This is a genomic window from Streptomyces sp. NBC_01445 (genome assembly GCF_035918235.1).
Taxonomy (GTDB): Bacteria; Actinomycetota; Actinomycetes; order Streptomycetales; family Streptomycetaceae; genus Streptomyces.
In genome coordinates this window covers 4,424,852-4,445,360 of the sequence record NZ_CP109485.1, presented here as the reverse complement: position 1 = coordinate 4,445,360, position 20,509 = coordinate 4,424,852, and the positions used below count along the sequence as shown (strand labels likewise).

Sequence of the window (20,509 nt, the reverse complement as noted above, 5' to 3'; positions counted from 1 at the left end):
CGGTCCTGGGGCTAGAGCGGGATGTTGCCGTGCTTCTTGGGCGGGAGGGATTCGCGCTTGGTGCGGAGCTGGCGCAGGCCGCGGACGATGTGGGCGCGGGTGTCCGAGGGCATGATGACGGCGTCGATGTAGCCGCGTTCGGCCGCGGTGTAGGGGTTGAGGAGGGTGTCCTCGTATTCCTGGATCAGGCGGCTGCGGGTTGCTTCCTGCTCGGTCTCGGGGGCGGCCGCGATGGTGCGGCGGTGCAGGATGTTGACCGCTCCCTGGGCGCCCATGACCGCGATCTGGGAGGTGGGCCAGGCCAGGTTGAGGTCGGCGCCCAGGTGCTTGGAGCCCATGACGTCGTAGGCGCCGCCGAACGCCTTGCGGGTGATGACCGTGATCAGGGGGACGGTGGCTTCGGCGTAGGCGTAGATGAGTTTGGCGCCGCGGCGGATGATGCCGGTGTGTTCCTGGTCCACGCCCGGCAGGAAGCCGGGGACGTCGACGAAGGTCAGGACGGGGACGTTGAACGCGTCGCAGGTGCGCACGAAGCGGGCGGCTTTTTCGGAGGCGTCGATGTCGAGGCAGCCGGCGAACTGCATGGGCTGGTTGGCGACGATGCCGACGGGGCGGCCCTCGACGCGGCCGAATCCGGTGAGGATGTTCGGTGCGAACAGCGGCTGTGTCTCGAAGAACTCCGCGTCGTCCAGGACGTGCTCGATCACGGTGTGCATGTCGTAGGGCTGGTTCGCGCTGTCGGGGACGAGGGTGTCGAGTTCGTCGTCCTCCAGGGTGCGGGCCAGGTCCGCTTCCTCGGGGAAGGCGGGGGGCTCGGACAGGTTGTTCGAGGGGAGGTAGGACAGGAGGGTTTTGACGTATTCGATGGCGTCTTTTTCGTCGCCGGCCATGTGGTGCGCGACGCCGGAGTTGGTGTTGTGGGTGCGGGCTCCGCCGAGTTCTTCGAAGCCGACGTCTTCGCCGGTGACGGTCTTGATGACGTCGGGGCCGGTGATGAACATGTGGGAGGTCTGGTCGACCATGACGGTGAAGTCGGTGATGGCGGGGGAGTAGACGGCGCCGCCCGCGCAGGGGCCGACGACGAGGCTGATCTGGGGGATGACGCCGGAGGCGTGGGTGTTGCGGCGGAAGATCTCGCCGTACATGCCGAGTGCCATGACGCCTTCCTGGATGCGGGCGCCGCCGGAGTCGTTGATGCCGATGACGGGGCAGCCCGTTTTGAGGGCGAAGTCCATCACCTTGATGATTTTCTGGCCGTAGACCTCGCCGAGGGCTCCGCCGAAGACGGTGAAGTCCTGGGAGAAGACGGCTACCGGGCGGTTTTCGACGGTGCCGTAGCCGGTGACGACGCCGTCGCCGTAGGGCTTGTTGTCGTCCAGGCCGAAGGCGGTGGAGCGGTGGCGGGCGAATTCGTCGAGTTCTACGAACGAGCCTTCGTCCAGGAGCAGTTCGATGCGTTCACGGGCCGTCAGTTTGCCCTTCGCGTGCTGCTTCTCCACCGCGCGCGCGGAGCCGGCGTGCGTGGCCTCTTCGATCCGGCGCTGCAGGTCCGCGAGCTTTCCCGCGGTCGTGTGGATGTCGATGGCGCTGGACACGTTGGGCTCTTCCGGAACGGACATCGGGATGCGGCTCCCTGGCTGCTCAATGGGGACGTGAGGATGGGGCGGGGCGATGTGGCGCGGCGGTGAGGCGGGGGTTGGGGCCTGGCCCTGTAGCTACTGGCTCGTAGCGTAGTGGCGTGGATACCGTTCGGCAGTGCGGCGTTTACCACACCTAGGGTGGGTTGCATGACGCCCCGAAATGCTTCAGACGATCCCTCCGACGCGAACGACGGTCAGCAGTGGTCGGACCTGGACCGGCCGCCGTTGAACGCCGCCGCCCTGCGGCGCGCCCTCGTGCGTGGCGGGCTCTGGTCCTCCGTCGACGTTGTTCCCGCCACCGGGTCCACCAACTCCGATCTCGTTGCCCTCGCCCTGGCAGGCAAGGCCGAGGAAGGGGCTGTCCTCGTCGCCGAGTCGCAGAGCGCCGGGCGCGGGCGGCTCGACCGGCAGTGGACCGCTCCTGCGCGGTCCGGGCTCTTCTTCTCCGTCTTCCTGAAGCCCGGCGCCGATGTGCCCGTGGAGCGGTGGGGGTGGCTGCCGCTGCTCACCGGGGTGGCCGTCGCGACGGGGCTCGCGCGGGCCGCCGGGGTCGACACCGCCCTCAAGTGGCCCAACGACCTGCTGGTGAATGTCGGCGAAGAGGAGCGCAAGGCCGGGGGCATCCTCGCCGAGCGGGCCGGGGACGGTGTGGTCGTCGGGATCGGGCTCAACGTCTCGCTGCGCGCCGACGAGCTGCCTGTTCCGGGGGCCGGGTCGCTTGCCCTGGCCGGGGCCGTTTCCACTGACCGGGACCCGCTGCTGCGGGCCGTTCTCCGGTCGCTGGAGGAGCGGTTCGTCGAGTGGCGGGCCGCGGGTGGGGATCCTGCCGTGTCGCGGCTTCAGGAGACCTATGCGGCGGGGTGCGCGACGCTCGGGCGGAATGTGCGGGCCGAGCTTCCTGGGGGGCAGGAGCTTGTGGGGGAGGCGGTTGCCGTTGACGGGGACGGGCGGCTTGTCATCGCCTCTGAGGACGGGGTGCAGCAGCCTGTGGGGGCGGGGGACATCGTTCATCTGCGGGCGGGGGGCTGACGGGGCCCTTCCGGTGCGGGCTGCTGCGTTTCGGGTGCCGGCTCGGTGGGGGCTGCTCGGCTTCTTTGTCGGGTGCGGGCTCGCCAGGTGCGTTTTTGGGTGCGGGGCCGCGGGGGCATGTACGTGCTCGCTGTTCTATGGGCTTTCGTCAGCCAGCTGATTGCCTGTGCGTGGTGCTGGTGGCTGCGCGCGCACATGCCCCCACGTCCCCTCCCGTTTCGTACGCGACTGTCCGCCCGGTGGGACTTCGCTGTCTCCGGCCCTGTCTCGTACGCGGCCGTCCGCCCGGCGGGGCGTGTCCTTTCGGTTTGTACTTGGGTGGGGGGCGGGACTCGTGTGTGCTGGGGGAGTGAGCTGCGGCACACCTGCCGTAAAGTTGAGGCCGGTCGATACATGACCGTGGCAGATCGGAAGGGCAGCAGGCGTGACCGTCGACGACTCGGGCTCCGGCGCGGGCACCCCATCCGACATCGAGTCTGTCGAGGACGGTGCCGGCGGTGAGGATCCGCTTGCCCTCCGGCTCGAGGGGCTCATTCTTGGCGCGGAGCGGCGGTATACGCCGTTTCAGGCCGCCCGCAGCGCCGGTGTTTCCATGGAGCTCGCCTCCCGGTTCTGGCGGGCCATGGGTTTTGCCGACATCGGGCAGGCCAAGGCGCTGACCGAGGCCGATGTGCTCGCCCTGCGGCGGCTTGCCGGTCTTGTCGAGGCCGGGCTGCTCAGCGAGGCCATGGCCGTGCAGGTCGCCCGGTCCACGGGACAGACCACCGCCCGGCTTGCCGAGTGGCAGATCGATTCCTTTTTGGAGGGGCTCACCGAGCCTCCCGAGCCTGGGATGACCCGTACCGAAGTCACGTATCCCCTGATGGAACTGCTCCTGCCCGAGCTGGAGGAGTTTCTCGTCTATGTATGGCGGCGGCAGTTGGCCGCGGCCACGGGGCGTGTGGTGCAGGCCGCCGACGACGAGGAGATGGTGGACCGGCGGCTTGCCGTCGGGTTTGCCGACCTTGTCGGCTTTACGCGGCTCACTCGGCGCATGGAGGAAGAGGAGCTCGGGGAGCTCGTCGAGGCCTTCGAGACCACGGCCGCCGATCTTGTTGCCGCCAATGGCGGGCGGTTGATCAAGACCCTGGGCGATGAGGTGCTGTACGCCGCCGATGACTCGGGGATCGCGGCCGAGATCGCCCTGCGGCTCATCGAGACCATGGCCAATGACGAGACCATGCCCGAGGTGCGGGTGGGGATGGCCTTCGGGACCGTTACGACCCGGATGGGCGATGTCTTCGGGACGACCGTGAATCTGGCGAGTCGGCTCACCTCGATAGCTCCTCGGGATGCCGTGCTGGTCGACGGTGCGTTTGCGGAGGAATTGCAGCGTGCCGGTGAGGCGCCCGTCTCCGAGGCGGAGGCCGCCGCTCTTGCGGAGAAGGAGGGCGAGGACGCGCCGTCGTACCGCTTTGCTCTGCAGCCCATGTGGCAGCGGCCCGTGCGTGGGCTCGGTGTCATCGAGCCCTGGCTTCTGACGCGGCGGTCGCTCTAGGATTCTGCCGTTGTTAACTGTCGTTAACCGGGAGGGTCTGTGAGCGAGCGGTTCGGAGAGTTCGTCGAGGTGCGGCGGCACGGTTTTGTCGCCGAGCTCGTCCTCGATCGGCCCAAGGCCATGAACGCCGTGTCCAGTGCCATGGCGGTGAGCGTGGGGGAGGCCTGTGCCTCTCTGGCGGGTGATGGTGGTGCTCGGGTTGTTGTTCTTTCGTCGTCTGCCGCCCGCGCCTTTTGCGTGGGGGCCGACCTGAAGGAGCGGAACTCCTTTTCCGATGCTGAGCTGCTTCGCCAGCGGCCTTTGACCCGGGGCGCCTACGGGGGCGTTCTTGAGCTTCCTATGCCCGTCATCGCCGCTGTGCACGGATTCGCCCTCGGTGGCGGGTTCGAGCTTGCTCTTGCCTGCGATCTCATCGTGGCCGACGAGACCGCCGTCGTGGGGCTGCCCGAGGTGTCTGTGGGGGTGATTCCCGGTGGGGGCGGTACGCAGCTGCTGCCCCGGCGGGTGGGGGCTGCGAGAGCTGCTGAGCTGATCTTTTCCGCGCGGCGCGTCGAGGCCCGGGAGGCCCTGGAGATCGGGCTTGTCGATCAGGTCGTGGGGGTGGGTGACGATCGTGAGGCCGCCCTTGAGCTGGCGGGGCGCATTGCCGCCAATTCGCCTGTGGGGCTTCGCGCCGCCAAGCGCGCCCTGAGGGTGGGGTACGGGCTCGATCTGCGGGCCGGCCTCGAGGTCGAGGATGCCGCCTGGCGGTCCGTGGCCTTCTCCGGCGACCGGGCTGAAGGTGTTGCCGCCTTCAACGAGAAGCGGGCGCCCCAGTGGCCCGGTGAATGACTATTCCTGGCCTCGTATGGGTCCTGAATGTATCGACTTGGGCTTTTCTTTCCTAATCTTGGCCTATGGGAGAGGAAGTCCGGTTGCGGGCCGTGGTCGCGATGGCGCAGGGGATGGCCGCGGCGCAGTCTCCGCGTGAGTCCTGGCGGGCCGCCGCCCTCGGGGCCTGCCGCGCTCTGTCCGGCACCTTCGCGGCTCTGTCCGTGTGGGAGCGGGAGCGCGGGCGGCTGCGCGTCCTCGTGAACGTGGGGGAGCGCGCCGAGGGCGAGGTCGAGTTCCCCGAGGACGAGGCCTATCCCGTGCACCAGTTCCCCGAGATCACCGAGTTCCTGCACGAACAGTGGGTGGGCGGGGGTGCTCCGCGCGCCTGGGTCGAGACCGCCGCCGGGACCGTGGAGGGCGGCGGCTACTGCCATCAGCGTGTCGCCGCCCTGCGCCGGCGCGGGCGCGGGTGCTGCGTCGTCGCGCCGATCGTGCTCCACGGACGCGCCTGGGGCGAGTTGTACGTCGCCCGGCCCGTGGGCGCCGAGGTCTTCGGCGCCCACGATGCCGCCTTCGCCACCGTGCTCGCAGCTGTTGCCGCTGCGGGTATCGCCCAGACCGAGCGGCTCGAGGAGGCACGGCGGCTCGCCTTCACGGATGCCCTGACCGGGCTCGCGAATCGGCGTGCCGTTGATATGCGGCTCGACGAGGCCATTGAGCGGCACCGGGTCGGGGGGGATGTCGTTTCTCTTGTCGTGTGTGATCTGAACGGGCTCAAGCGCGTCAATGACTCGTTGGGGCATGCGGTCGGGGATCGGTTGCTGGAGCGGTTCGGGTCCGTTCTCTCGTTGTGCGGCGCGATGTTGCCGGGGACCCTGGCCGCGCGGCTCGGGGGTGACGAGTTCTGTCTGGTGGCCGTGGGGCCCGACGCCGATGACGTGGTGCGGGCGGGCGAGGAACTGTGCTTGCGCGCCTCCGAGTTGGAGTTGGGTGAAGGGGTTGCCTGTGGGATTGCTTCCACCGGCGATCCGATCGGTGAGGTGCTCAGTGCGCGGCGGCTCTTCCGGCTTGCCGATGCCGCCCAGTACCGGGCCAAGGCGCTGCGGGCCGTGAAGCCTGTGGTGGCCGGGCGGGACGGTCCCGACGATCCCGTCGTGCGCCTTGCCGACTCTCCTCCGCCCCCCGTCGGTGACAGTGAGCGGCGCCGGCTCCGGGGGCGGGACGCGGGGGCGTAAGGGGTCCATCCCGAACTCGGTCGTGACATTGAGCTCTTCACCTCGTACGCTCCTGAATATGGATATGCACACTGTGGTGGTGGGGACGTCCGGCGTCAGCGCGGCCGATGTAGTCGCCGTGGCGCGGGCGGATGCCCGGATCGAGCTCTCCGAAGAGGCGGTGGCCGCCCTCGCCTCGGCCCGCGCGATCGTGGACGCGCTGGCCGCGAAGCCCGAACCCGTTTACGGGGTTTCCACCGGGTTCGGCGCGCTCGCCACCCGGCACATCAGCCAGGACCTGCGGGCTCAGTTGCAGCGGAACATCGTCCGCTCGCACGCCGCGGGAATGGGCCCGCGCGTCGAGCGGGAAGTCGTACGGGCACTGATGTTCCTGCGCCTGAAGACCGTCTGCTCCGGACACACCGGTGTGCGGCCCGAGGTCGCGCAGACCATGGCCGACGTGCTCAACGCCGGGATCACGCCCGTCGTGCACGAGTACGGGTCCCTCGGGTGCTCCGGCGACCTCGCGCCGCTCAGCCACTGCGCTCTCACGTTGATGGGGGAGGGCGACGCCGAAGGGCCCGACGGTGTTCTTGCCCCTGCCGGCGAGCTGCTCGCCGCCCACGGCATCGCGCCCGTCGAGCTGCGCGAGAAGGAGGGCCTCGCCCTTCTGAACGGCACCGACGGCATGCTCGGCATGCTCGTCATGGCGCTCGCCGATCTCGAGAACCTGTACAAGTCCGCTGACATCACTGCCGCCTTGTCGCTCGAAGCGCTCCTCGGCACCGAGAAGGTCCTCGCCCCCGAGCTGCACGCCATCCGGCCGCACCCCGGGCAGGGCGCCAGCGCCGCCAACATGCTGGCCGTGCTGAAGGGTTCGGAGCTCACCGGGCACCACCAGGACGACGCGCCGCGCGTGCAGGACGCGTACTCCGTGCGCTGCGCCCCGCAGGTCGCCGGCGCCGGGCGGGACACCATGGCCCACGCGCGGCTCGTCGCCGAGCGCGAGCTGGCGTCCGCCGTGGACAACCCTGTCGTGCTGCCGGACGGGCGTGTGGAGTCCAACGGCAACTTCCATGGCGCGCCCGTCGCTTACGTGCTCGACTTCCTCGCCATCGCAGCCGCCGACCTCGGGTCCATCGCCGAGCGGCGCACCGACCGCCTGCTCGACAAGAACCGGTCCCACGGGCTGCCGCCGTTCCTCGCCGACGACGCGGGCGTCGACTCCGGCCTGATGATCGCCCAGTACACGCAGGCCGCCCTGGTCAGCGAGATGAAGCGGCTCGCCGTGCCCGCCTCCGCGGACTCCATCCCGTCCTCCGCCATGCAGGAGGACCACGTGTCCATGGGCTGGTCCGCCGCCCGCAAGCTGCGTACCGCGATCGACAACCTGACGCGGATCGTCGCCGTCGAGCTGTACGCGGCCACGCGCGGCATCGAGCTGCGGGAGGGCCTCACTCCCGCCCCCGCCTCGCGCGCCGTGATCGATGCCGTACGGGCCGCGGGAGTTCAGGGCCCCGGCCCCGACCGGTTCCTCGCGCCCGACCTCGCGGCCGCCGACGCCTTCGTGCGCGGCGGGCACCTCGTTGCCGCTGTGGAGCCCGTCACGGGGCCGCTGGCCTAGGAGTTACGGAATCACGAGCCGGGCCGCACCCTCGGGGTGCGGCCCGGCTCCGTTGTGCTCAGAAGGCGGCGGCGCGGCTCTTCCTGGCCGAGTACGTCAGGAAGCCGGCGCCGATCCCGAGGAACGTCGAGCCGCCGATCACGTACGGCGTCGTATCGACCGTTCCCGTGTCGGCCAGGCGCAGTTGGCCCTCGGCCTGTGTGTGTACCGCTGTCGCGGTCTGCTGCTGATCTGCCTCCGCTGTCTTCTCGGGCGTCGCGGTGGCGGACGGAACGAACCACAGAGCAGCCAGAAGTGTCCCGGCGGCAGTGGCGGTGAGCAGCGATCGTCGTGCGACGGACACGGAATCGATCCCCCTTGTGGAGCTGGCGAATTGGCCGTGTGAGGCGATGTTAGTGAAAGGTGCGGGTCACACGAAAGTCACGGGTGGGGTGAGGCATACGCTCCGTCGTATGAGCACCCCTGAGACATCACGATTTGTTCGGCTCCGCGTGGAATTGGTCCTGGAGATCGAGGACTCCGCCGCCATCACCGGGGCCGCGTTGCAGCGCATCGCCGAGGACGACGACATGGCGGCCGACGAGCGGACCCACGCGGAGACCGCCGTCAACGAGGACGAGGCGGAGGCACTCGCCTATCTGGTCGACCCGTTCGACCTGGTCGGCGAGGTGCCCGGGGCGGAGCTCGTGCAGGCCTCCTGGTCCAGCGAGCAGGTCGACTACGATCCCGATTCGCCCGACTGGGACCTCGACGTGGATGATGACGACTCCGGCGACGCTCTCGACGCGGACGACTAGGACGGGATGCGGGGCCGGGCAGGAGTACACGGACCCGGGAACCCCGGGTGGCAACCGCCGGCCGGGGTTTCCCCGTCCCACAGGGGGTACCAGCAGGGTTCTGTTACCACTGGTGCATGCCTGGTCACGGCAGTTCGGACGTGTCATCCCCCACATCGGGGACGGAATTGGAACGGGACGAACCGGTCATGGCGTTACATGGGCTCATGGGGATTCCCGCTCGGCGGGGATCGGGGGCCCGCAGGGCCTTCGGGGTTGTTGGGAAATCGGCGACGATGGAGATGCGTGTGATGACGGACAGTAAGCGGCGCAAGGGTCTGATGGCCGCGTCCGCCCTGGTCGGAGGAGTGCTGGTGCTCTCCGCGTGCAGCGGCGGTGGCAGCGAGGCCCGCGGTGCCGATGGCGGCGGCACGAAGTCACAGGCCGCCGTCGACGAAGCCGCTGCCAAGAAGACGTCGGAGGCGCTGATCAAGATCGCGCCGAAGAACGGCTCCGACAACGCCAGCATCAACAACGCCGCCGCCGTCACCGTGAGCAAGGGTTCGCTCACGAACGTGAAGATGACGACGGCCGAGGGCGCGGCGGTCCAGGGGCAGATATCCGCTGACAAGAAGAGCTGGAAGCCCGCGGGCCAGCTCCAGCGCGCCACTGTCTACAAGATCGCCGCCGAGGCCAAGGACTCCAGCGGCCGCGCGGCCCACGAGAACTCCACGTTCACGACGGTCTCGCAGGCCAACAGCTTCATCGGCAACTTCACGCCCGAGGACGGCTCCACCGTCGGCGTCGGCATGCCGGTCTCGATCAACTTCGACAAGGCGATCACGAACAAGGCCGATGTCCAGAAGGGCATCACCGTCTCCTCCAGCAGCGGCCAGGAGGTCGTCGGCCACTGGTTCGGCAACCAGCGCCTCGACCTGCGCCCCCAGGACTACTGGACCGGCGGCTCCACGGTCACGCTGAAGCTGAACCTCGACGGCGTCGAAGGCGCGAACGGCGTCTACGGCGTGCAGCAGAAGACGGTCACCTTCAAGATCGGCCGCAACCAGGTCTCGACCGTCGACGCGGCGACCAAGACCATGACGGTCACGCGGGACGGCAAGGTCGTCAAGACCATCCCGATCTCGGCCGGTTCGCCGGAGAACAAGACGTACCAGGGCCAGATGGTGATCTCCGAGAAGTTCAAGGAGACCCGCATGGACGGCTCGACGGTCGGCTTCAAGGACGACGACGGCAAGGGCGAGTACGACATCAAGGACGTGCCGCACGCGATGCGTCTGTCGAACTCCGGCACGTTCATCCACGGCAACTACTGGGGCGCCAAGTCGATCTTCGGCGGTGCCAACACGAGCCACGGCTGCGTCGGCCTGTCCGACGCCAAGGGCGCCAAGGACCCGAACACTCCGGGTGCCTGGTTCTACGACAACTCCATGGTCGGTGACGTCGTCGTCGTGAAGAACACGGGCGACAAGACCATCCAGCCCGACAACGGCCTCAACGGCTGGAACCTGGACTGGGCGCAGTGGACGGCCGGTTCGGCCGCCTGACGGTCCTCCGTCCGACAGTCCTCGCAGAAGGCCCGCACCCCGGCGACGGGGTGCGGGCCTTCGGGCTTTCCGCGAGTTCTCATCGGTCTCTTATCCCGGGCTTATCCGAACATCACGGTGTGTCCCTAGCTTCACGGCATGTTCTTCACCTACCTGAGGCGCGAACTGCGCCGCCGCAGAAAGGCGGCCCTCGTCGTCGCCTCCGGGCTCGCGCTCGGCATCGCGCTGGTCATCGTGGTCAACTCCGTGTCCTCCGGCATGAACCAGGCCCAGGACAAGGTCCTCCAGTCCCTGTACGGCCTCGGCACCGACATGACCGTCACCAAGGCCGCCGAGGCGCCCAAGAGCGGGGAGACCGGGCGGCCGCGATTCGAGTTCGGCGCCAAGGACGACGGCGAGGAGCAGAGCAGCGACCGCGTCATGGTGCAGGGCTTCCAGACCCTGGCCTCGTCGACGGTCACCAAGGTCGCCGGGCAGAAGGGCGTCGCCGACTCGGTGGGCGGCCTCAGCCTCCAGGTGATGAAGGTCAGCGGCGAGTTCAAGCGCGGCCAGTTCAAGCAGGACCAGAGCGGCGGCGCCACCCGCCAGGGCGGTCCGGGCGGCTCCGGCGGCGAGCCGCAGGGCCGGGTCGAGGGCGGCGGCGCCTCCTTCGACGTCAACTCCTACAGCGTGTACGGCACCGACGTGGCCAAGCAGGGCCTCGGCCCCCTCACCTCCTCCAAGGTCACCAAGGGCCGTACGTTCAAGACGTCCGAGACCGACGCCAAGGTCGCCGTGGCCGACACCTCGTACGCCAAGGAGAAGAAGCTCGCCCTCGGCGGCACCGTCAAGATCAAGGGCGTCAAGTACAAGCTCATCGGCATCGCGACGCCCGACAGCGGTGACGCGGCCGCCAATCTGTACGTGCCGCTGAAGCAGGCGCAGACCCTCGCCGGCGCCAAGGACAAGATCACCACGGTCTATGTGAAGGCGACCGACTCGCAGCAGATCTCCGCGGTCAAGGCCACCATCCAGAAGAACATCTCCGGTACGACGGTGACCACTTCGGCCGATCTCGCCGACACCGTCTCCGGCTCCCTCTCCACTGCCTCCGACCTCGCGGCGAACGTCGGCAAGTGGCTCTCCATCGCCGTGCTCGTCGCCGCGTTCCTGGTCGCGGGGCTGCTCACCTCGTCGGCGGTCTCCCGCCGCGTACGGGAGTTCGGCACGCTCAAGGCGCTCGGCTGGAAGTCCGGACGGGTCACCCGCCAGGTCGTCGGCGAGGCCGTCGTCAACGGGCTCGTCGGTGGCGTGCTCGGCATAGCCGTCGGCCTCGCGGGCGCCTACGCCGTCACCGCCATCAGCCCCACCCTCACCGCCGAACTCGGCTCAGGCGCGGGCGGCGGCGCCAGGGGCGGCGGCCTGGCCATGGGCGGCCCCGGCATGCGCCAGGCGGCTGGCAAGACCCTCGACATCGCCCTCAGCGCGCCCGTCAGCGCCACCACCATCACGCTCGCCGTCGGCCTCGCCGTCGCCGGAGGCCTGATCGCCGGCGCCTTCGGCGGCTGGCGCGCCTCCCGCCTTCGCCCGGCCGACGCCCTGCGCCGCGTCGAGTAGCCGCACCGCGCGGCCTCCCGAACACCTCTACGTACCGCAGGAGTTGCACCATGTATCAGCTGAGAGGCGTCACCAAGCAGTACCGGCGCGGCAAGGACACCGTCGACGCGCTCGCCGGGGTGGACCTGACCATCGGCGACGGCGACCGGCTCGTCATCCAGGGCCCCACCGGCGGCGGCAAGTCCACCCTCCTCCAGATGCTCGGCGGGCTCGACCGGCCGACCGCGGGCAGCATCGAACTCGACGGCGTCGACCTGGCGAAGCTCCCGGAGGCGCGGCTCACCAAGTTCCGCGCCGAGTCCATCGGGTTCGTCTTCCAGAGCTTCAACCTGATCCCGACGCTCAACGCCCAGGAGAACGTCGAGACGGCCCTCGTGCCGCTCGGCCTCAAGGCCGCCGACCGCCGCGAACGCGCCGCGCAGGCCCTGAACTCGGTCGGCCTCGGCGAACGGCTCGGCCATCTGCCCGGGGAGATGTCCGGCGGCCAGCAGCAGCGCGTCGCCATCGCCCGCGCCCTCGTCAAGAACCCCAAGGTGCTGCTCGCCGACGAGCCCACCGGCAACCTCGACGAGTCCATGCGCGACGAGATCATGGACGTGCTCGAGACCATGTGGAAGGAGCACGGGCTGACCTTCATCATGGTCACCCACGACTCGTCGATCGCCCGCAGGGCGCCCCGGCTCGCGACCATCCGCAAGGGCCGGATCACCATCACGGAAAACTCAAAAGCTGGCTGATTTCGATTGCTTCGGTGCACAACCGGTGACCCCCCTGCATCATCTCTTTGCAGGGGGGTCCGCTCGGGCCTCCCACCGGTGAACTACCGTCACCAGGGGGAAAGTTGCACAGACAGGCACGAATAACCTCGAAGAGACTGAGCGCCACGACTGTGGCCGCCGCAGCGGCCGTCGTCCTCACCGCGGGTCTGACCGCCCCGGCCGTGGCCGCCGCCCCCGCGGCGCAGTCCGGCGAGACGGCGAAGGCCTCGCCCGACCAGCACATCACGCTCATCACCGGCGACCGCGTCACCCTCGACGCGAAGGGGAAGCCGGTCGGCTACCAGCACGCCAAGGGCCGTGAGCACATCCCCGCGCAGACGCGCACCGTCGGCGGCCACACCCTCGTGGTGCCGGCCGACGCACAGCGGCTGGTCGCGAGCGGCAAGCTCGACCAGCGGCTCTTCGACGTCACCGAGCTCTCCAAGTCGGCCAACCGCAAGGCGCAGAAGCACGGCCTCAAGGTGATCGTCGGCTACAAGGGCACCGCGACCGCAGCCCGAGCCGACGTGCGCGACGCCGGTGACACGACAGTCCGCAGGACCCTCAAGTCGCTGAACGCGGACGCCGTCACCACACCCAAGCAGGACGCCACCCGCCTCTGGGACGCCGTCACGACCTCCCAGGGCTCCGCCGCCTCCGGCATCAGCCGCATCTGGCTCGACGGCGTGCGCAAGGCCAGCCTGGACAAGTCGGTCCCGCAGATCGGCGCCCCCAAGGCGTGGGCCGCCGGCTACGACGGCAAGGGCGTCAAGATCGCCGTCCTGGACACGGGCGTCGACGCGACCCACCCCGACCTCAAGGGCCAGGTCGTCGGCGAGAAGAACTTCTCCACCTCCGCCGACGCCGTGGACCGCTACGGCCACGGCACGCACGTCGCGTCCATCGCCGCCGGTACGGGCGCCAAGTCGGGCGGCAAGTTCAAGGGCGTAGCCCCTGGCGCCAAGCTGCTCAACGGCAAGGTCCTCAGCGACGACGGCTTCGGCGACGACTCCGGCATCCTCGCCGGCATGGAGTGGGCCGCCGACCAGGGTGCCGACGTCGTCAACCTCAGCCTCGGCGGCGGTGACACCCCCGAGGTGGACCCGCTCGAGGCCGAGGTCAACAAGCTGTCCGCCGAGAAGGGCATCCTGTTCGCCATCGCCGCGGGCAACGAGGGCGAGTTCGGCGACTCGACCGTCGGCTCCCCGGGCAGCGCGGACGCGGCCCTGACCGTCGGCGCGGTCGACGGCAACGACAAGCTGGCCGAGTTCTCCAGCCGCGGCCCGCGCATCGGCGACGGCGCCGTCAAGCCGGACGTCACCGCCCCCGGCGTCGACATCACGGCCGCCGCCGCCCCGGGCAGCGTCATCGACAGGGAAGTCGGCGAGAACCCCGCGGGCTACCTCACGATCTCCGGTACGTCGATGGCGACCCCGCACGTCGCGGGCGCCGCCGCGATCCTCAAGCAGGAGCACCCGGACTGGAAGTCCGCCCAGCTCAAGGGCGTCCTGACCGGCTCCACCAAGGGTGGCAAGTACACGCCCTTCGAGCAGGGTTCGGGCCGCATCCAGGTCGACAAGGCCATCGGGCAGACCGTGTTCGCCGAGCCCGTCTCGGTGAGCTTCGGTGTCGCTCAGTGGCCGCACACCGACGATGCCGCGATCACCAAGAAGGTGACGTACAGGAACACCGGTGACAAGGACGTCACCCTCGACCTGACGGCCACCGGCACCAACCCGAAGGGCCAGGCCGCCCCGGCCGGCTTCTTCAAGCTCGGTGCCGCCAAGGTGACCGTCCCCGCGGGCGGCACCGCCTCCGTGGACCTGACCGCGAACACGAAGCTCGGCGGCACGGTCGACGGCGCGTACTCCGCGTACGTCGTGGCGACGGGCGGCGGCCAGTCCGTGCGCACCGCGGCCGCCGTGCAGCGCGAGGTCGAGTCGTACGACGTGACGCTCAAGCACATCGGGCGCGACGGCAAGGACGCCCAGGGCTACGAGACGTCCCTGGCCGGCATCGGCACGGACGCGTTCTTCAGCGCCTACGACCCGGCCTCGGGCACCGTCAAGGTCCGTGTCCCCAAGGGCAGTTACATCCTCAACGAGTACCTGGTGGCCGACCCCGAGGACTTCTCCAAGGGCGCCGACTGGCTGGTGCAGCCGAAGCTGGACGTCACCCGGAACACGACGGTCACGCTCGACGCCCGTACCACCAAGCCCGTGTCCGTGACCGTCCCCGACGCCGCCGCCAAGGGCGTCCTCGCCGCGCCGGAGTTCACGGTCGACACCGCCGACTCCTCGTCCAGCTACGGCTGGCTCCTGGACTCGTACACCACCAACTTCCGCACCGCCGGCATCGGCCCGGAGCCGACCGGCATCAAGCTCCAGCAGCAGTGGACCGGCGTGTGGACGAAGGGCGCCGACACCGAGTACGACACCGTCTCCGGCGGCACCGTCAAGAAGCTCGCCACCGGCTACACCAAGCACTACACGGCGAGTGACCTGGCCACGGTGAAGGTCGGCCTCGGCGGAGCGGCCAAGGACAAGACCGGCTCCATCGGCGCGATCGGCATGCTGCCCGTCAGCTCCGGCGGCTGGTCCGCCGCCGTCGACCAGAAGCTCCCCGGCACCCGCACCCTGCACCTGTCCACCGGCGACAAGGTGAAGTGGGGCCTGGAGTTCTCGCAGAACGGCCCCGAGGACAGCGACGGCTTCCCGACCCAGGAGGCCTCCTACACGCTGGGCACGCCCCAGTCGTTCCAGGGTGGCAAGGCGTACGAGAAGACGTTCAACACCGGCGTCTTCGGCCCCCGCATCGGCGGTGACTACGGCGTCTACCGCGACGGCAACGAGATCTACGGCAACCTGCCGATGTACGCCGACGGCAAGACCCACGCCGGCTACTCGCAGTACCTCTCGGTGAAGACCACGCTCTACAAGGGCAGCACCAAGGTCGGCGAGAACGACGACCCGCTGGTCGGCGAGAAGCCCTTCAAGGTCACCTCCGGCGACGCCGAGTACAAGCTGTCGACGTCCATCAAGCGCAGCGTCAAGATCGCCGCGGCCTCCACCCGCGTCGACGCCAGCTGGACGTTCCGCTCGAAGAAGCCGGCCTCCTCCGACGAGGCGGCCAGGCTGCCGCTGTCCACGGCCCGCTTCAACGCGGCCGTCGGCCTCGACAGCACCGCCCCCGCCGACAAGACCCAGTCGGTCCCCGTCACCGTCCAGGGCGCGGCCGCGGGCAGCAACCTCAAGTCGCTGTCCGTGTACGTCTCCTACGACTACGGCCAGACGTGGAAGAAGCTGGACGTCAAGAACGGCAAGGTCACCGTGAAGAACCCGGCCAAGGGCAAGGCCGTCTCCTTCCACGCCAAGATCGCCGACAAGAAGGGCAACAAGTCGACGATCTCGGTCTACAACGCGTACTACGGCAAGTAGCCGCGACGCGTGGGCGTAGGCGCACTACGCCGGCCGGCGTAGTGACGGGCATGGCCCGTTACGCCCAGCGCTGACAGCCCGGGTGGCCCGTCCCGACCTCATGGCCGGGGCGGGCCACCCGTGTTGTGATGACTGCCATGACGACGCAGACAGTCGAGTACATCCGCTACCGGATCCCCGAGGACCGGTCCGCAGAGTTCCTCGCGGCCTACACGCGCGCCGCCGTCCGGCTCGCCGCCGCGCCCCAGTGTGTCGACTACGAACTGGCGCGCTGCGAAGAGGACTTCGAGCACTTCATCCTGCGCATCACCTGGACCTCGACCGAGGACCACATCGAGGGCTTCCGCAAGTCCGAGCTCTTCCAGGACTTCCTCGCAGAGATCAGGCCGTACGTCGGGAACATCGACGAGATGCGCCACTACAAGCCCACGTCGGTGCGCGGCACCGGCGCGTCCGTCCCGAGCCTGTACGACTGGGCCGGCGGCGCCGACGCCTTCGCGCGGCTCACCGACGTCTTCTACGCCAAGGTCCTCGAGGACGACCTCCTGGGCCCCCTGTTCGCGGACCTCCCGCCCGAGCACGCCGGGCACGTCGCCCTGTGGATCGGCGAGGTCTTCGGCGGCCCCGCCGCCTACTCCGAACAGCAGGGCGGCCACAGCCACATGGTCGCCAAGCACGTCGGCAAACACATCACGGAGCCGCAGCGCCGCCGCTGGGTCGATCTGATGCACGACGCGGCGGACGAGGCGGGCCTGCCGGCCGACGCCGAGTTCCGCTCCGCGTTCAGCGCCTACATCGAGTGGGGCACCCGGCTCGCCGTGTACTTCTCGGGCCCCGACGCGGCCCGGCCCGCCGAGCAGCCCGTACCGCTGTGGAACTGGGGGGCGGCGCCGCCCTACCAGCCGTAGAGCCGCTCAGTCCTTGGCCTGACCCTGACCCTGGCCCGCCCGTACCGCGTCCGTGCCCCAGCTCGCGAGGAGGCGCAGCGCCTCGGCCGACGGGGAGCCCGGTTCCGCGTGGTACATGACCAGGAACTGCTCCTCGTCGTCCGGAAGGTGCAGTGTCTCGTACATCAGCGCCAGGTCACCGACGAGCGGATGCCGCATCTGCTTCACGCCGTGGCTCTTCTCCCTGACGTCGTGCGTCGCCCACAGCCGCCTGAACTCCTCGCTCTTGACGGAGAGTTCACCGACCAGTGCCGACAGCTCCGGGTCGTCCGGGTGGCAGCCCGCGTACAGGCGCAGATAGCTGACCATGTCGGACGCCTTGGAGTCCCACTCCAGGAACAGGTCGCGGTAGGCGGGGTTGAGGAAGACGAGCCGCGCCCAGTTCCGCTCACGCGGCGGCAGCTCGCTCCAGTCACCGAAGAGCGCCGCCGCCATCCGGTTCCACGCGAGGATCTCCGAGCGCGGCCCGCCGATGTACGCCGGGACGCCGTCCAGCGTGTCCAGGAGCTGACTCAGCGCGACCCGCACCTGCTGCTGTCCGCGCGAGGCGCGCTTCTTCTTGTGCTGCTTCGGCTTGGCGAGATGCGTCAGATGCGCGTGCTCGGCGTCCGTGAGGCGCAGGGCGCGCGCGATCGCGTCGAGCACCTCTGCCGACACGTTCCGCCCGTTCCCCTGCTCCAGGCGCGTGTAGTACGCCACCGACACACCGGCCAGCTGCGCCAGCTCCTCGCGGCGCAGGCCCGGCACGCGCCGGTGCCGCCCGAAGTCCGGCAGCCCCACGTCCTGCGGCTTCAGCCGGGCCCGCCGGGTGCGCAGGAACTCGCTCAGCTCGGCACGCCGGTCCAGCGGCTCGCCGGCGGCCGGGGTGGCGCGGGTCCCGTCATCGTCCATGCCTCAAGTATCGCCGGGCAGTCACAGTCGTACGAAGGTGATCCTGACCCCGCCAGTAGTAGGACCAGTGGGCGTACGCAAAGCGGGGCGAGGCCCTGAGCTCGGAGGATGCCTCCGGCTGAGGCAGGCTTGACGCATGACCTCAGAGATCACCACCGTCAGCGCCTACGCCGCACCCTCCGCAAAGGCCCCGCTGGAGCGCACCACCATTCCGCGCCGCCCGGTGGGCGAGTTCGACGTCCTGATCGACATCAAGTTCGCAGGCATCTGCCACTCCGACATCCACCAGGCCCGCGACGGCTGGGGTGAGGGCATCTTCCCGATGGTCCCCGGCCACGAGATCGCCGGCATCGTCACCGAGGTGGGACCCGGCGTCACCAAGTTCGCCGTCGGCGACCGCGTCGGCGTCGGCTGCATGGTCGACTCCTGCCGCGAGTGCGACAACTGCAAGGCGGGCCTCGAGCAGTACTGCGCCAAGGGCAACGTCGGCACGTACAACGCCCTCGACAAGAACGGCGAGCCCACCTACGGCGGCTACTCCACCCACATCGTCGTCGACGAGAACTACACCGTCGGCATCCCCGAGGGCCTCGCCCTCGACGAGGCCGCGCCGCTGCTGTGCGCGGGCATCACCACGTACTCCCCGCTCAAGCACTGGAACGCGGGCCCCGGCAAGAAGGTCGCCGTCCTCGGCATGGGCGGCCTCGGTCACATGGGCGTCAAGATCGCGCACGCGCTCGGTGCCGAGGTGACCGTCCTGTCGCAGTCCCTGCGCAAGCAGGAGGACGGCCTCAAGCTGGGCGCCGACCACTACTACGCGACCAGCGACCCGAAGACCTTCGAGGAGCTGGCCGGCACCTTCGACATCATCCTGTCGACGGTCTCGGCCCCGCTCGACTTCGGCGCGTTCCTCTCGCTCCTGAAGACGGACGGCGCCCTGGTGAACGTGGGCGCCCCCGAGGAGCCCATCTCCATCAACCTGTTCTCCGTGATCGCGGGCCGCAAGTCCCTCGCGGGCTCCGGCATCGGCGGTATCCAGGAGACCCAGGAGATGCTCGACTTCTGCGCCGAGCACGGCCTGGGCGCCGAGATCGAGCTGATCGAGGCGAGCCGGATCAACGAGGCGTACGAGCGCGTGCTCGCGAGCGACGTGCGGTACCGGTTCGTGATCGACACGGCGACGATCTGATCCCTCGGGCGTTGCCCGGGGCTTTGTCCGGGGCATTACCCAGGGCATTACCTCAGGCGTAATCGACGGTCCGTCCGTCCCCCGGCAGGATCGAGTCATCGAACCGATCCTGCCGGGGAGGACCCCATGACCGCCTACGCCATCGCCGCCCTGCGCAACACCACCGTGCCGAACGAAGAGGTCTTCGACTACATGGAGCGCATCCAGTCGACCCTCGACCCGTTCGGCGGCCGCTTCCTCGTGCACGGCGCCCGGCTGGAGGACATCGAGGGCTCGTGGCCGGGGGGCATCGTCGTCATCTCGTTCCCGGACAAGGCCGCGGCCCACGGCTGGTACGACTCCGACGCCTACCAGGAGCTCATACCGCTGCGGACGCGGAACCTGGAAGGCGAGGTGATCTTCGTGGAGGGGGTTCCGGAGGACTACGACCCGTCGACCACGGCGGCGCGGATGCGGGCGGAGGCGGGACGGGGCCTATGACGTGGCCGCGTCGTTTTCTGCCACGGGCAGAACGATGTGCCGCACGGCGTGCGCCGCTCCTACGCTGAACCCGTGAGCAGCCACGCGTCGAACCAGGCCCGCGTCATCCCTCTGCGCCCGGCCCTGCGCCCGGTCCCGGCGGAGCCCGCCGGGGTGCCGCCCAAGGAGCCGCTCTGGCGCGACATCGTGGGTGATGTCCTGCGCCGCGAGCGCCTCGCCCAGGAACGCACGCTGAAGGACGTCGCCGACGCGGCCCGGATCTCCCTCCCGTACCTCTCCGAGATCGAGCGCGGCCTCAAGGAGGCGTCGTCCGAGGTCCTGGCGGCCGCGGCCCACGCCCTGGGCCTCGGTCTCGCCGACGTCCTGGCCCTCGGTCAGTCCGAACTGCTCCGCCTCGCGACGCCGCCCGCCGGCCACACCGTCCGCCGGGCCGCCCCGCGCCAGGGCGAGGTACGCCTCGCGGCCTGAGGACGCCGCCTCGGTGCGAGTAGTCCGAGGGTGGCGCCCTACTCCTGCAGCGCCCGCCGCGCGCCGACCTCGCTCGGATACTCGCGGACGGTGAGCGCGGCGACGCTCCAGCCCACACAGAACGCGGCGAACGCCGGCATGACGGGAGCGGCGATCACCACGAGGCCACGGCCGAGGACGGCCAGACCGGTGGAGCGCCCGGCGGAGGCCCGCCGCGCGGCACGGGTCCGGCCGGGACCGGGCGGGTCCAGCAGGTCCCTGTGATGCGCCCGCCGCTGCACGACCCAGCCCCACACGACAGCCACGCAGGCCGCGACGGCCTGCGCCACGTCCCACACGGTGCGCACGCCGGACGGCAGCACCTCACGGAACCCCGAGTAAAGGCTCAGGGAGACGAAACAGAAGAACGCCAGCACGACCAGCCACAGCACACCGGTCCCGGTACGCCGCATCCAGTACCGCACCCCACGCTCGTACCAGCTGGTCCCGAGGCCGGGCAGCACCGGAATCCGTCCATCGCCCGGCACGGGCGAGGCCCCCGCGGC

At 69.7% G+C, this 20,509-nt stretch carries 18 protein-coding genes; 14 read left to right on the top strand and 4 right to left on the bottom strand.

Annotated features, from left to right (window positions below):
- Window positions 1-11 precede the first annotated feature (11 nt).
- On the bottom strand, window positions 12-1,619 hold the full coding sequence (locus OG574_RS20095; protein WP_326774364.1) for an acyl-CoA carboxylase subunit beta: 1,608 nt from the start codon (window positions 1,617-1,619) through the stop codon (window positions 12-14).
- Between the two features lie 168 nt (window positions 1,620-1,787).
- On the opposite strand from OG574_RS20095, the gene OG574_RS20090 reads away from it, so the two are divergent.
- The 5 genes from OG574_RS20090 (at window position 1,788) to hutH (ending at window position 7,857) form a co-directional block, all read left to right on the top strand.
- Window positions 1,788-2,669 (top strand): biotin--[acetyl-CoA-carboxylase] ligase, encoded by an 882-nt coding sequence (locus OG574_RS20090; protein WP_326774363.1) that lies wholly within the window; start codon window positions 1,788-1,790, stop codon window positions 2,667-2,669.
- A 424-nt stretch (window positions 2,670-3,093) separates the two neighbouring features.
- On the top strand, window positions 3,094-4,206 hold the full coding sequence (locus OG574_RS20085) for an adenylate/guanylate cyclase domain-containing protein (protein ID WP_326774362.1): 1,113 nt from the start codon (window positions 3,094-3,096) through the stop codon (window positions 4,204-4,206).
- 39 nt (window positions 4,207-4,245) lie between these two features.
- Window positions 4,246-5,037 carry an enoyl-CoA hydratase/isomerase family protein gene (locus OG574_RS20080; protein ID WP_326774361.1) on the top strand — a complete coding sequence of 264 codons (792 nt, stop codon included), beginning with the start codon at window positions 4,246-4,248 and terminating at the stop codon, window positions 5,035-5,037.
- Window positions 5,038-5,102: 65 nt separating this feature from the next.
- Window positions 5,103-6,254 (top strand): GGDEF domain-containing protein, encoded by a 1,152-nt coding sequence (locus OG574_RS20075; RefSeq protein ID WP_326774360.1) that lies wholly within the window; start codon window positions 5,103-5,105, stop codon window positions 6,252-6,254.
- Between the two features lie 64 nt (window positions 6,255-6,318).
- Complete coding sequence (hutH, locus tag OG574_RS20070; protein ID WP_326778548.1) at window positions 6,319-7,857, top strand: histidine ammonia-lyase; 1,539 nt, start codon at window positions 6,319-6,321, stop codon at window positions 7,855-7,857.
- 58 nt (window positions 7,858-7,915) lie between these two features.
- Here hutH and OG574_RS20065 read toward each other — a convergent pair whose 3' ends face one another.
- Window positions 7,916-8,200, bottom strand: a complete 285-nt coding sequence (locus OG574_RS20065; protein WP_100598261.1) for a hypothetical protein — start codon at window positions 8,198-8,200, stop codon at window positions 7,916-7,918.
- 109 nt (window positions 8,201-8,309) lie between these two features.
- Between OG574_RS20065 and OG574_RS20060 the strand changes: the two genes are divergently transcribed.
- The 6 genes from OG574_RS20060 (at window position 8,310) to OG574_RS20035 (ending at window position 16,897) form a co-directional block, all read left to right on the top strand.
- Window positions 8,310-8,654: a hypothetical protein gene (locus tag OG574_RS20060; RefSeq protein ID WP_326774359.1), complete on the top strand. Its 345-nt coding sequence runs from the start codon at window positions 8,310-8,312 to the stop codon at window positions 8,652-8,654.
- A gap of 275 nt (window positions 8,655-8,929) precedes the next feature.
- On the top strand, window positions 8,930-10,198 hold the full coding sequence (locus OG574_RS20055) for a L,D-transpeptidase (protein ID WP_326774358.1): 1,269 nt from the start codon (window positions 8,930-8,932) through the stop codon (window positions 10,196-10,198).
- 138 nt (window positions 10,199-10,336) lie between these two features.
- Window positions 10,337-11,794 (top strand): ABC transporter permease, encoded by a 1,458-nt coding sequence (locus OG574_RS20050; protein WP_326774357.1) that lies wholly within the window; start codon window positions 10,337-10,339, stop codon window positions 11,792-11,794.
- Window positions 11,795-11,844: 50 nt separating this feature from the next.
- Entirely contained in the window at window positions 11,845-12,531 is a 687-nt protein-coding gene (locus OG574_RS20045) for an ABC transporter ATP-binding protein (RefSeq protein WP_100598244.1), read from the top strand.
- A 152-nt stretch (window positions 12,532-12,683) separates the two neighbouring features.
- Entirely contained in the window at window positions 12,684-15,989 is a 3,306-nt protein-coding gene (locus OG574_RS20040) for a S8 family peptidase (RefSeq protein WP_326774356.1), read from the top strand.
- Between the two features lie 137 nt (window positions 15,990-16,126).
- Window positions 16,127-16,897: a group II truncated hemoglobin gene (locus OG574_RS20035; RefSeq protein WP_326774355.1), complete on the top strand. Its 771-nt coding sequence runs from the start codon at window positions 16,127-16,129 to the stop codon at window positions 16,895-16,897.
- Between the two features lie 6 nt (window positions 16,898-16,903).
- On the opposite strand, the gene OG574_RS20030 is transcribed toward OG574_RS20035, so the two are convergent.
- Window positions 16,904-17,827 carry a helix-turn-helix domain-containing protein gene (locus OG574_RS20030; RefSeq protein WP_326774354.1) on the bottom strand — a complete coding sequence of 308 codons (924 nt, stop codon included), beginning with the start codon at window positions 17,825-17,827 and terminating at the stop codon, window positions 16,904-16,906.
- 148 nt (window positions 17,828-17,975) lie between these two features.
- Between OG574_RS20030 and OG574_RS20025 the strand changes: the two genes are divergently transcribed.
- The 3 genes from OG574_RS20025 to OG574_RS20015 all read left to right on the top strand — a co-directional run bounded on the left by OG574_RS20025 (window position 17,976) and on the right by OG574_RS20015 (window position 19,964).
- Window positions 17,976-19,016: an NAD(P)-dependent alcohol dehydrogenase gene (locus OG574_RS20025; RefSeq protein WP_326778547.1), complete on the top strand. Its 1,041-nt coding sequence runs from the start codon at window positions 17,976-17,978 to the stop codon at window positions 19,014-19,016.
- 126 nt (window positions 19,017-19,142) lie between these two features.
- Complete coding sequence (locus OG574_RS20020) at window positions 19,143-19,496, top strand: DUF1330 domain-containing protein (RefSeq protein ID WP_326774353.1); 354 nt, start codon at window positions 19,143-19,145, stop codon at window positions 19,494-19,496.
- 72 nt (window positions 19,497-19,568) lie between these two features.
- Complete coding sequence (locus OG574_RS20015; RefSeq protein WP_326774352.1) at window positions 19,569-19,964, top strand: helix-turn-helix domain-containing protein; 396 nt, start codon at window positions 19,569-19,571, stop codon at window positions 19,962-19,964.
- A gap of 38 nt (window positions 19,965-20,002) precedes the next feature.
- Here the strand turns inward: OG574_RS20015 and OG574_RS20010 are convergent, their stop codons facing one another.
- Window positions 20,003-20,491, bottom strand: a complete 489-nt coding sequence (locus OG574_RS20010; protein ID WP_326774351.1) for a hypothetical protein — start codon at window positions 20,489-20,491, stop codon at window positions 20,003-20,005.
- Between the last annotated feature and the right edge of the window lie 18 nt (window positions 20,492-20,509).

Excerpts from the sequence above, each read along its gene's own strand:
- OG574_RS20095 (WP_326774364.1), bottom strand. The coding sequence starts at position 1,619 with ATGTCCGTTCCGGAAGAGCCCAACGTGTCCAGCGCCATCGACATCCAC.
- OG574_RS20090 (WP_326774363.1), top strand. The coding sequence starts at position 1,788 with ATGACGCCCCGAAATGCTTCAGACGATCCCTCCGACGCGAACGACGGT.
- OG574_RS20075 (WP_326774360.1), top strand. The coding sequence starts at position 5,103 with ATGGGAGAGGAAGTCCGGTTGCGGGCCGTGGTCGCGATGGCGCAGGGG.
- hutH (WP_326778548.1), top strand. The coding sequence starts at position 6,319 with ATGCACACTGTGGTGGTGGGGACGTCCGGCGTCAGCGCGGCCGATGTA.
- OG574_RS20060 (WP_326774359.1), top strand. The coding sequence starts at position 8,310 with ATGAGCACCCCTGAGACATCACGATTTGTTCGGCTCCGCGTGGAATTG.
- OG574_RS20055 (WP_326774358.1), top strand. The coding sequence starts at position 8,930 with ATGGAGATGCGTGTGATGACGGACAGTAAGCGGCGCAAGGGTCTGATG.
- OG574_RS20050 (WP_326774357.1), top strand. The coding sequence starts at position 10,337 with ATGTTCTTCACCTACCTGAGGCGCGAACTGCGCCGCCGCAGAAAGGCG.
- OG574_RS20045 (WP_100598244.1), top strand. The coding sequence starts at position 11,845 with ATGTATCAGCTGAGAGGCGTCACCAAGCAGTACCGGCGCGGCAAGGAC.
- OG574_RS20035 (WP_326774355.1), top strand. The coding sequence starts at position 16,127 with ATGACGACGCAGACAGTCGAGTACATCCGCTACCGGATCCCCGAGGAC.
- OG574_RS20030 (WP_326774354.1), bottom strand. The coding sequence starts at position 17,827 with ATGGACGATGACGGGACCCGCGCCACCCCGGCCGCCGGCGAGCCGCTG.
- OG574_RS20020 (WP_326774353.1), top strand. The coding sequence starts at position 19,143 with ATGACCGCCTACGCCATCGCCGCCCTGCGCAACACCACCGTGCCGAAC.